At 65.9% G+C, this 9,699-nt stretch carries 7 protein-coding genes, 1 tRNA gene and 1 riboswitch; of the genes, 1 reads left to right on the forward strand and 7 read right to left on the reverse strand.

Annotated elements, in window-relative coordinates:
* Positions 1-91 precede the first annotated feature (91 nt).
* The 6 genes from pheS to K6142_RS16490 form a co-directional block, all read right to left on the reverse strand.
* A complete protein-coding gene (pheS, locus tag K6142_RS16465) occupies positions 92-1,129 on the reverse strand; it encodes a phenylalanine--tRNA ligase subunit alpha (RefSeq protein WP_190243689.1) in 1,038 nt (345 codons plus the stop codon).
* A gap of 21 nt (positions 1,130-1,150) precedes the next feature.
* Complete coding sequence (rplT, locus tag K6142_RS16470) at positions 1,151-1,504, reverse strand: 50S ribosomal protein L20 (protein ID WP_007522954.1); 354 nt, start codon at positions 1,502-1,504, stop codon at positions 1,151-1,153.
* 270 nt (positions 1,505-1,774) lie between these two features.
* Complete coding sequence (gene rpmI / locus K6142_RS16475; protein WP_012612126.1) at positions 1,775-1,972, reverse strand: 50S ribosomal protein L35; 198 nt, start codon at positions 1,970-1,972, stop codon at positions 1,775-1,777.
* A gap of 215 nt (positions 1,973-2,187) precedes the next feature.
* The gene (gene infC / locus K6142_RS16480) at positions 2,188-2,718 is read right to left on the reverse strand and encodes a translation initiation factor IF-3 (RefSeq protein WP_012612127.1); all 531 of its coding nucleotides are present in this window, start codon (positions 2,716-2,718) and stop codon (positions 2,188-2,190) included.
* Positions 2,719-2,725: 7 nt separating this feature from the next.
* Positions 2,726-4,660, reverse strand: a complete 1,935-nt coding sequence (thrS, locus tag K6142_RS16485) for a threonine--tRNA ligase (RefSeq protein ID WP_167122681.1) — start codon at positions 4,658-4,660, stop codon at positions 2,726-2,728.
* Positions 4,661-4,749: 89 nt separating this feature from the next.
* Positions 4,750-4,824: transfer RNA gene (locus tag K6142_RS16490), tRNA-Val, on the reverse strand.
* Between the two features lie 519 nt (positions 4,825-5,343).
* Positions 5,344-5,492, forward strand: a riboswitch (cyclic di-AMP (ydaO/yuaA leader).
* 317 nt (positions 5,493-5,809) lie between these two features.
* On the opposite strand from K6142_RS16490, the gene kup reads away from it, so the two are divergent.
* Positions 5,810-7,852: a potassium uptake protein gene (gene kup, locus K6142_RS16495; protein WP_190243737.1), complete on the forward strand. Its 2,043-nt coding sequence runs from the start codon at positions 5,810-5,812 to the stop codon at positions 7,850-7,852.
* 459 nt (positions 7,853-8,311) lie between these two features.
* Here the strand turns inward: kup and K6142_RS16500 are convergent, their stop codons facing one another.
* Positions 8,312-9,451 (reverse strand): double-cubane-cluster-containing anaerobic reductase, encoded by a 1,140-nt coding sequence (locus K6142_RS16500; RefSeq protein WP_190243688.1) that lies wholly within the window; start codon positions 9,449-9,451, stop codon positions 8,312-8,314.
* Positions 9,452-9,699 lie beyond the last annotated feature (248 nt).

Consider the following 9,699-nt stretch of genomic DNA (forward strand, 5'->3'; position numbering starts at 1 on the left):
CCCCCCCCCCCCCCCCCCCCCCCCCCCCCCCCCCCCCCCCCCCCCCCCCCCCCCCCCCCCCCCCCCCCCCCCCCCCGGAATCCGAAATCACTTACCTGAACTGGGAAAGGAACCTCACATCATTCTCGAAGAACATGCGCAGGTCACCAATGCCGTACTTGAGCATGGCCACGCGTTCGACGCCGAGGCCGAAGGCGAAGCCGGTGTATTCCTCGGGATCGTAGCCCACGGCGGTGAACACGGCGGGGTCCACCATGCCGCAGCCCAGGATCTCGACCCAGCCGGTGGTCTTGCACACCCGGCAGGGTTCGTTGCCCACGTGCCCCTTGCCACCACAGATGCAGCACGAGATGTCCACCTCGGCGCTGGGTTCGGTGAAGGGGAAGAAGCTGGGGCGGAAGCGGACCTTGGTATCGCCGCCGAACACGGTGCGCAGGAACGAGGTGAGCGTGCCGCGCAGGTCGGCCATGCTCACGCCCTTGTCCACCATCAGGCCTTCGATCTGGTGGAACATGGGGGTGTGCGTGATGTCCGAGTCGCGGCGGTAGACCTTGCCGGGGGCGATGATGGCCACCGGGGGCTTGCGCGCCAGCATGGTGCGCACCTGTAACGGCGAGGTGTGGGTGCGCATCAGGATGGACTCGGTGACGTACAGGGTGTCCTGCATGTCGCGCGCCGGGTGTTCGGCGGGCATGTTCAGCGCTTCGAAGTTGTAGTGGTCCATCTCCACTTCCGGCCCGGTCACGATGTCGTAACCAAGCCCCCGGAACACGGAGCAGATTTCCTCCATGACCAGGGTATCGGGGTGGAGCGAGCCACGCCACGGCGCGCGACCGGGCAGGGTCGGGTCGAAGCGGGAAAGCGCGGCGGCCTCGCTGGCGGCTTCAAGGGCGGTCTTGCGGCCTTCGAAGCGCTCGGTGAGGGCCATTTTGACGCCGTTGGCGGCCTGCCCCAGGCGGGGCCGGTCCTCCGGCGAAAGTTCGGGCAGGCGGCCCATGATCTGCGCAAGACGCCCCTTGCGGCCAAGGAAGGCGACGCGCAGTTCCTCAAGCTCCGTCAATGACGAAGCCTGGTCCAGGCCTCTTTCGAGTTCCGGGACCAGGCTTTCCAGTTCCTTGAGAAGGTCCATGCGTAGAGACCCCGTATGGGGTTAGTTGAGTTTCGAGGCGGCGAGTTGCGCCAGCTTCGCGAAATCTTCCTTCTCGCGCACGGCAAGGTCGGCAAGCACCTTGCGGTTCAGGGAGATGCCGGCAAGGGTGAGGCCGTGCATGAACTTGCTGTACGACAGGCCGTGCATGCGGGCGCCGGCGTTGATGCGCAGGATCCACAGCTTGCGGAATTCGCGCTTCTTCACCTTGCGGTCGCGGAACGCGTACATCCACGAACGTTCCACGGCCTCGCGGGCGGTGCGGTACAGCTTGCTGCGGCCGCCACGGAAACCCTTGGCCGCGTCCAGATACTTCTTGTGACGCCTGTGGGAGGCGAGACCTCTCTTCACGCGCATGGAATACCTCCATCGTGATCTTGACTCCGCGAGGCGAGAGACCGGGCCAGCGGAGCGGATAATGTAAAGTGCGGGATGCGCTCTCGTTACACAGAGAGCACGCCTTGCCGGGGCAGAGGCCCCGACGAAGGCGATTCAAAAAAAGGAATTTTGTTCTCCGGCAAGGAGGACGAGCCTTTTGCGAAGGGAGTGTACTCTTAGGTACTCGACCGGAGCAAAAGGCGAGTCCGACGCAGCCGGAGGGCAAAAGTACTTTTTTGAACGCCTTCGTTAGGCGTAGGGCATCATCCGGCGCACAGCCTTCTCATTGGTGCTGTCCACCGTGGCGGACTGGCCGAGGCGCATGCGGCGCTTGGCGTTCTTCTTCGTGAGGATGTGGCGCAGGTTCTGCTTGCGGCGCTTGAACTTGCCGCTGCCGGTCACGGAGAAGCGCTTGGCGGCGGAACGCCGGGTCTTGATCTTGGGCATTGGATACTCCTTGCCGTTCTCTGCTCGCGCCGTGGCCGCCGGGGCGGCAACGGACGCATGACGAAGCCCCCCGCAAGGCGGAGGACCCGGTTTGCCTTCTCAAGGACTGGATCGTCGAAAATTCCCGGTCGGTTGCAGCGGCGCAAGCGACCGCACCCCCGGCGAGAGGGGGCATAATGCGATAAAAACGCGCCGGAAGCAAGGGCCGAAACGGCCTATTTCTTCGGCAGCGGAGCGAGCATCATGAACAGGGTGCGGCCTTCGGCGCGGGCCTCCTGGTCCATCTTGGCGATGTCCTTGGTATCCTCGACGATACGATCGAGAATGGACTGGCCGCGATCCTTGTGGACGATTTCGCGCCCGCGGAAGAAGACGGTGACCTTGCAGCGGTCGCCTTCCTCGATGAAGCGGCGGATGTGCCTGACCTTGGTGTCGTAGTCATGGTCATCCGTCTTGGGCCGGACCTTGATCTCCTTGATCTGGATCACGGTCTGGTTCTTTTTCGCCTCGGCCTTCTTCTTCTGCTGCTCGTACTTGAAGCGCCCGTAGTCCATCACGCGGCACACGGGCGGATCGGCCGTGGCGGCCACCTCGACGAGGTCGAGACCCAGCTCCTTTGCATGCGCGATGGCGTCGTTGCGCGACAAGATGCCGAGCTGTTCGCCGTCCGCTCCGATGACCCGCACTTCGCGGGCACGGACCTGTTCATTACGCCGCACGGTGTCCTGCGGGATATCGCGGCGCATCCTGTTGTTAGGAGAAGCTATAGCTCATTCCTCCACGTTTAAACGGTTCCTGGCAGTCCGCCCTGATCATCTCCGCCACTTCGGCAAGGGTCTTGAGACCAAGGTTTTCGCCATTGCGCAGTCGCACGTTGACGCCCCCGGCCTCCACTTCCTTGTCCCCCACCACGAGGATGTAGGGGATCTTTTCCAACTGGGCTTCGCGGACCTTGTAGCCCAGCTTTTCATTGCGCGTATCGGCCTCCACGCGAAGCCCCGCGGCCACAAGCTGATCACGCGCGCCCATGGCGAAATCGTTCTGGGCGTCGGTGACGGTCAGCAGGCGCGCCTGAACCGGGACGATCCACGTGGGAAAGGCCCCGGCAAAGTGCTCCGTAAGCACGCCGATGAAGCGTTCGAGCGACCCCAGGATGGCCCTGTGGACCATAACCGGGCGATGGCGCTCGCCATCCTGCCCGATGTACACCAAGTCGAATCTGTCAGGCAAGGTGAAATCGACCTGGATGGTGGACAGCTGCCACTCGCGCCCGATGGCGTCCGTGACCTTGATGTCGATCTTGGGGCCGTAGAAGGCGCCGTCACCCTCGTTGATGGTGTACGACAGGCCCGCCGTGGCCACCGCGCCGATGAGCGCGTTGGTGGCGCGGTCCCAGTCCTCGTCCGAGCCGATGGACTTTTCCGGCCGGGTGGAGATGACGATGCGGTAGTCGAACCCGAACAGGCCCATCAGGTCGCGCACCAGCGCGATGACGCCGATGATCTCGGCTTCCAGCTGGTCGGGGCGGCACAGGATGTGCGCATCGTCCTGAGTGAACTGGCGCACGCGCAACAGGCCGTGCAGTACGCCCGACTTTTCGTGGCGGTGCACCACACCCAGTTCGAACATGCGGCGCGGCAGGTCGCGGTAGCTGCGCAGGTGGCTCTTGTAGATGAGCATGTGCGAGACGCAGTTCATGGGCTTCACGCCATAGGCGTTGTCGTCGATGACGGTGAAGTACATGTTCTCGCGGTAGTTGTCGTAGTGGCCCGACTTTTCCCACACCTCGCGGCGCAGAAGCTGCGGCCCCTGCACAAGTTCGTACCCGCGCTTCAGGTGTTCCTTGCGCAGGAAGTCCTCGAGGATGGTGCGCAGCAGCATGCCCTTGGGATGCCAGTAGACCATGCCGGGGGCGACGTCCTCGTGGAAGGCGAACAGGTCCAGCTGCTGGCCCAGCTTGCGGTGGTCGCGGCGCTTGGCTTCCTCGATCTGGTGCAGGTGGTCCTTCAGGGCCTTCGGGTCGGCAAAGGCGGTGCCGTACACCCGCGAAAGCATGCGGTTCTTCTCGTCGCCGCGCCAGTAGGCACCGGCCACGGAGAGCAGCTTGAACGCCTTCACGAAGCTGGTGTCGGGAATGTGCGGGCCGCGGCACAGGTCGACGAAGTCGCCGCTGCGGTACACGGACACCGTATCCGCCGGAATGTCGCGCACGATCTCGACCTTGTAGGTCTCGCCCATGCCCTCGAACAGGGCCACGGCCTCGTCCTTGGTCATTTCCGTGCGGGTGAAGGGATGCGCGGCAGCCACGATCTTCTGCATTTCCGCCTCGATGGCTTCGAGGTCGTCCACGGAGAAGGGGCGCTCGTAGTCGAAATCGTAGTAGAACCCGCTGTCGATGGCGGGACCGATGGTCACCTTCACCCCGGGGAACAGCTTCTGCACCGCTTCCGCCATGATGTGCGCGGCGGAGTGGCGGATGAGTTCGATGCCTTCCGGCGAATCGGCGAAGACCGGTTCGATGGTGGTGGTGTCGGCGGGCACGGTGGCGGTGAGGTCGAGCGGGGTGCCGTTGCAGCGGCAGGCTACGACATTCTTGAACTTCTTCCCGCTCAGGGCGCCCTTGAGGGCGTCACGGCAGGAGACGCCGGACTGCACGTCGAACACCTGTCCTTCGATGGTCACGTTCACGCCGAATCTCCTCGGTGAGTTTGTTGTTGCCGCCGCGCGCACCATAACAAGAAAGGGAGGCCGGAACCTCCCTCTCTGGGCTTTCGGTGTGGTAGGCACGAGCAGATTTGAACTGCTGACCCCTTCCGTGTCAAGGAAGTGCTCTCCCCCTGAGCTACGCGCCTACACCTGCGAGGCAGGAGGGGTATCTACATGGGCACGCCGTCACCGTCAAGCGGTTTTCTTTCACCATGCCCGAAAAAACGGAAAAAATGCTCTCCGGGGTGCAGCGCCCGGCTGGCCCCACGCTGCGGCCCGGCCCGGGGGCCACGCCGCCTTCGCGCGCGCACGTTACATGATAAGCAGCAGCCGGAATCTGGCAATGGGGGGCAGGCACCCTACCCCACGCGCGCGTGCGCGCCGCCCGACACGAACCGTTCGACGCCTGCCCTGCCAGATGCCCCCCCGATGCTTGGCCCGATGCCTCCCCGATGCCCTGCCTGATGTCTCGCCCGATGCCTCGCCCCATGCCTCGCCCGACACCTCGCGCACGCCCCGCGCTGCCGCCCTCTCCTGCCTGCGCACTGCGCCACCCCGCCCCCCACCTGCCCGCGCCGCGCCCACCCCTTCGCGTCTGCCCGCAACCCCTTGCGAGACAAGGCGTTCGCGCCCCATTGACAGAGTGCGCGGACAGGCGTAGCCCCTCGTCGAAATCGCCGAATTCCGCCCTGGGGGCGGAAGCGGGGGACCCAACAGCCGGTCACCCGGTACGGGGCGCATCGCCGCAAGGCGTAGGGCAATCTCTTCGGCCCGAGCCCGTCAGCTAACCTCGCAGGCGTCGAAGGGAGAGCACCCCTCCGAGCACCTTCCGTGCATCCGTCCGTTGCCATGCAGCGGGCGGCCATCGCCGGACGGACAGGCCTCGGGGTGGGGGAAGCTTTCCCCACCCTTTTCGGAGGCCTCATGTCCACCGGTTCCGATCCGTTGGGCGAAGCCGCGTCCGGCAACATGCCGGACGGCACTGCGTGCGCCTCGCCGCGCAGCGATGCCGTTGCGTCTTCGTCCGCCACCTCCTCCATCACCGGGCCCGCCGCCCCGCAAGCCTCCACCACCGGAGGCGCATCGCCCGTGCCTTCCGACGGGTCCGCGCCTGTTGCCGGTCATGAGCACATGTCCACCCAAGCATCCGATTCCGCCCCTGCCGTGTCTTCCGGCGCTCCGGCGCCGTCCGCTCCCCCCACTCCGTTCATCGAACCAGGGGCCACCCGGCCCACCCATGCCGCCGACCGCCTGCTGCCGCTGGCCCTGGCCGCGCTGGGCGTGGTGTATGGCGACATCGGCACCAGCCCCCTGTACGCCATCAAGGAATGCTTCCACGGCCTGCATGCCCTGCCCGTGACACCCACCAACATCCTGGGGGTGCTTTCGCTGGTGTTCTGGGCGCTGACCGTGGTGGTCACCATCAAGTACGTGCTGTTCATCATGCGCGCCGACAACGACGGCGAAGGCGGCATCTTCGCCCTGCTGGCCCTCCTGCGCGACGGCACCCGAGACGGTGCCCGGCAGGCCCCCGGCAGCGACGACACCACGCCCGGCGGCGCGGCAAAGCCCGCCCCCGCCCCGTCCATCTCGCGCTTTCGGCGCATGCTGCCCGTGGTGGGCATTTTCGGCGCCGCCCTGCTGTACGGCGACGGGGTGATCACCCCGGCCATCTCGGTGCTGTCCGCCGTGGAAGGGCTGGAGGTGGCCACGGAAGCCGCAGCGCCCTTCGTGCTGCCCATCACCATCGGCGTGCTGGTGGGGCTGTTCATGGCCCAGCGGCACGGCACAGAGCGCATCGGCAGGGTGTTCGGCCCGGTGATGGTGGTGTGGTTTGCGGCCATCGCCACGCTGGGCCTCATGGCCGCGCTGCGCAACCCGCAGGTGTTCGCCGCCATCAGCCCCGCCTATGCCGTGCGGTTCTTCATGGAAAACCACCTGCACGGCATCGTGGTGCTGGGCTCGGTGGTGCTGTGCATCACCGGGGGCGAGGCGCTGTACGCCGACATGGGGCACTTTGGCGCGCGGCCCATCCGCCTTTCATGGATGGCCGTGGTCTTTCCCGCGCTGATGTGCAACTATCTGGGCCAGGGCGCGGTGCTGCTGGCCGACCCGGAACTGTCCTTCAACCCGTTCTTCGCGCTGGTGCCGCGCCCGCTGCTGTACCCCATGGTGGCGCTGTCTACGGTGGCCACGGTCATCGCCTCGCAGGCCATGATATCCGGCGTGTATTCGCTGACGCAGCAAGGCATCCAGCTCGGCTTCGTGCCGCGCATGCGCATCATCCACACCTCGGAGGAAACGCGCGGCCAGATCTACCTGCCCGGCGTGAACTGGCTGCTGATGATCGCCTGCGTGGGGCTGGTGCTGGCCTTCCGCGAATCCAGCCGCCTGGCCGGGGCCTACGGCATCGCCGTCACCGCCACCATGGGCATGACCTCGCTGCTCTACTACGCCGTGGCGCGCCAGCGCTGGGGCTGGCGGCCCTGGCAGGCCGTGCCGCTGGTGGCGCTGTTCCTGGCCTTCGACGCGGCGTTCCTGTCCGCCAACCTGCTCAAGATCATGGACGGCGGCTGGTTCACCCTGTTGCTGGCCCTTGGCGTCATGACCCTGATGCTGACCTGGCGCGATGGCCGGGCCGCCCTGTCCATGCGCTTTGCCGCCGCCTCGGTGCCCTTCGGCACCTTCCTGGACGGGGTGCGCCGCACCAAGCCCCTGCGCGTGCCCGGCACGGCGGTGTTCATGTCCGTGAACCCCACGGGCACCCCGCTGCCCCTGCTGCACCACTACAAGCACAACCACACCCTGCACCAGACCGTGGTGCTGCTGACCATCGTGGCCGAACCTTCCCCCTTCGTGCCCCGGCCCGACCGGCTGGTGGTGCACAACCTGGGCGAAGGCTTCCATCGCATGGTGGCCCGCTACGGCTTCATGCAGACCCCGCGCGTGCCCGAACTGGTGCAGCTTGCCGCCGCGCGCGGCCTGCCCATGCGCATGGAAACCACCACCTTCTTCGTGGGCCGCGAAACCCTGCTCATCGGCAGCGGAAACCGCATGGCGGGCTGGCGCAAGGCGCTGTTCGCCTTCATGTCGCGCAACGCCTGGAACGCCACCACCTTCTTCGGCATTCCGCCGGGGCGGGTCATCGAAATCGGCGCGCAGGTGGAACTGTAGCGCCACAAGGCGCAACGTTTGACGGCAAATCATGGGGTGCGGCGGTCCGCAACGCAACACCCCCGCCGGGACGGGCACGACCGCGTGCACGACGCCCTTCCGCCGGAGGCATGCCGCTCCTCGCTTCCGGCGGCTGTCCGTCCCGGCCCCCCTCATCGCCCCTTCGGCATTCGCACCGCATGCGAATGCCGGGGGGCGATGTCGTTGGGCACGCCGCCCGGCATGGCAAAGGGGCCGCCCTTGCGGACGGCCCCTGCGTGTATCCCTATAGCGGCGGGCACGGGCGGTACCCGTACATATCCGCCACGACTCTCGGGGGCTGTTTCTAAATTAGGATTTTCATTCGTTGGCAAGGAAAACGAGCCTGCCATGAGGGAGTATACTTTTCTCGTATTCGACTGACATGGCAGGCGAAGTTTGACGAAGCCAACGGACTAAAAGACAATTTAGAGACAGTCCTTAGCCGATCATCTCCAGGAACGCCTCAATCCGCACCTTGAGCTGTTCGGCATCGGCCTCGGAGTAGTCCGTCTCGATGTGCAGGCTGGGCAGGTCGAACTTGTCGCGCAGGAAGTTGCGCACCTTGTACGCCTCCACGTTGTAGGTATGGCAGGCCTGCCAGGTCAGGTCCACCACGCCGTGCGGCCTGAAGTCGGCCACCAGCTGCTCCAGCAGGTCGAAGCGGCCCTGGTTGGGCGCCATGACCGAGCACGGCGTGGACAGGTAGCGGCGGGCCAGCGCGGTGAGCGGGTCGCCCGTCTCGGCCACCAGGTCGGCCTTCTTGTAGCCGGTGCAGTTTTCCATGCACACCACCTGGCCGCCGCATTCCTCGATGAGCCGCACCACCTTGTGCGACCCCATGCCCACCGGCACGCCGGTCAGCAGGATGCGCGGGCCGCCCTTGCGTTCGGGCAGGGTTCCGGCCTTGGCCGCCGCCTGCACCTCGTTCACCACGCCTTCGGCCAGTTCGATGATGGTTTCACGGTCCGGGAAGAACCCGAGCTTGAAGAGCATCTCCAGCATCTGCATGCCGGTCACCGGGGCCGGTTCCATCTGCGGCAGGTCCATCAAAGCCTTCAGCGCGCGGCGCTCGCGGTTGGCCAGCTTGATGGCGTCGGTCAGGTTCTGGTCGGTGATGGTCACCCCGAAGTCGTTTTCCACCCGCTTCACCAGCCCCGACAACTGCTCGCGCCAGAAGGGCAAGGCCTCCTCGCCCGGCGTGGAGGGCAGATGCAAGAGGTGCACGGGCTTCATCTCGCCCAGCAGTTCGAACATCTTCTTCTTGCCGTCGCAGGTGGTGTCCGCCACCACCAGGTCCGCCGCCGACAGGTACGGGCACGAACCCTCCATGGCAAACCCGAAGCTGCTCTTGATGAGCGGGCACAGGTTGCGCGGCAGCACCTGCTCGGCCGTGGCAATGGGGTCGTTGCGGGTGCCGCACAGCACCACCGGCACCGCGCCCGCCGCCAGCGCGATTTCCGCCGGCGAGTACAGACAGTACAGCCCCACCACCTTGCGGCCCGCCGCCTTGACCTCGCTGATGGCCAGGGCATTGCGTTCCGCCGCCGTCTTCAGCCGCTCGATGCTCTCCCACGTCATGTGCCTGCTCCTTTCGTTCGGATTTGAGCGTTAGCTATCTGAATCCGGGGGAAGGAACCTTTTAAAAAAGGTTCCTTCCCCCGGACCCCCATCCTCCCAAACTTTTCAATTGGGGCGCATCCATCCTGTGAGCACCCGACTGTTCACCACGGCTCCGCGCAATGCCCCGCAATTGGAAAGTTTTGGAGAAGGGGGGAGGGGGTTCGGGGGAGGGGGGCAGGACCGTTCGGCGCGCTGCGGTCGCCATC

Source organism: Nitratidesulfovibrio sp. SRB-5, from assembly GCF_019931275.1.
Lineage (GTDB): Bacteria > Desulfobacterota > Desulfovibrionia > Desulfovibrionales > Desulfovibrionaceae > Cupidesulfovibrio.